This is a genomic window from Mesorhizobium sp. WSM4311, from assembly GCF_002295115.1.
Classification (GTDB): Bacteria; Pseudomonadota; Alphaproteobacteria; order Rhizobiales; family Rhizobiaceae; genus Mesorhizobium.
Genome location: NZ_NSFV01000038.1, coordinates 1 through 1,549, shown reverse-complemented (window position 1 = coordinate 1,549; position 1,549 = coordinate 1). Strand labels below are relative to the sequence as shown.

1 pseudogene is annotated in these 1,549 nt (G+C 63.7%); it reads left to right on the top strand.

Features of this window, described 5'->3' with window-relative positions:
* Positions 1-181: 181 nt before the first annotated feature.
* Positions 182-1,526: pseudogene (locus CK226_RS34245) on the top strand (IS5 family transposase).
* The last annotated feature ends 23 nt before the right edge of the window (positions 1,527-1,549 follow it).

Here is a 1,549-nt window from a genome sequence, read left to right as displayed (position 1 = left end):
GTCGGCCGTGAACTATCCGCAAGCCATTGATCTGGCCTGTTGATTGAGGCGGATAGCGGCTTTGGAATTGCAGGATTAGCGGTATTTGGACGCTGTTTTCCTGCAATTCGGTTTTGCGATTCCCTTGTGGCGCGGAGCGTGATTCACTCGGTTCGGCGGCGGCGAATCGAGGGGACAGCGAATGTCCAGGCCACGCGAGAAGCGCGAGACGGGAGAGCAGGACCTGTTCCGCTCCCGGCTCGACCAAATCATCAACATGAAGCACGAGCTGGTGCGGCTGGCGCAGGCGATCGACTGGCCGGTGCTGGAGGAGCGTTTCGGCGCCGTCTATTCGGACGGCCCCGGCATGCCGCCGCTGCCGACCCGGCTGATGGCGGGGCTGGCGATCCTCAAGCACACCTTCAACCTGTCGGATGAGGTGCTGTGCGAGCGCTGGGTGGAGAACCCTTATTTCCAGTATCTCACCGGCGAGACGTTCTTTTGCCATACGCTGCCGTTCGACCGCTCCTCGATGACGCGTTGGCGCAGCCGTATGGGCGAGGAGCGGATTATGGTGCTGTTGCAGGAGAGCCTCAGCCTCGCGGTCAAGACCGGGGCGATGAAACCGGCCGACACGCGCCAGGTGATCGTCGACACCACCGTGCAGCCGAAGAACGTCATGTTCCCGACCGACGCCAAGCTCATCCATCGGGCACGCGAACGGCTGGTGCGGCTGGCCAAGAGGACGGGTCTCCATTTGCGCCAGAGTTATGTGCGGGTCGGCAAGCTGGCGCTGATCAGCCACCAGCGCTATGCCCACGCCAAGCAGTTCAAGCGGGCCAACAAGGCGCTACGCAAGCTCAAGACCTATCTCGGCCGGACCATTCGCGACATTGGTCGCCAGATCGCCGGCGATCAGGGGCTGGACGCTGTTCAAATGGCCGCTCTACCAGGCCGCCACCGTTCTCGAGCAACGCCAGCGCCAGCGCGGCCGCAAGATCTACAGCCTGCACGCACACGAGGTGGAATGCATCGGCAAGGGCAAGGCGCATGCGCCCTACGAGTTCGGGGTGAAGGTGTCGGTGGCCACCACGCTGAAGCGCTCCAGGGGCGGCCAGTTCGCCCTGCATGCAAAAGCACTGCCCGGCAATCCCTATGACGGCCACACGCTGGCAAGCGTCATCCCCGACATGGAAAAGACCATCGGCAACGAGATCGGCCGCATCCTCGCCGACGCCGGCTATCGCGGCCACAACGCACCGCAGAGCCACAAGCTCAGGGTCTTCACCGCGGGCCAGAAACGCCGCGTCACCCCAGCCATCAAGCGCCAGATGCGACGGCGGTCGGCGGTCGAGCCCGTCATCGGCCACATCAAGAGCGAACACAGAATGGGCCGCAACTACCTCGCCGGCCAGCAGGGCGACACCCTCAACGCCATCCTGGCCGCCGCCGGCTACAACTTCTCCCTCCTGCTCAGGTGGCTGAAGGGGTTTTTGTCGCTCTTGATTGCCCTGCTTCAAATCCGGCCGAAGCCGGTCGCCGCTTAGGGCTCGGATTGTTCACGGTCGAC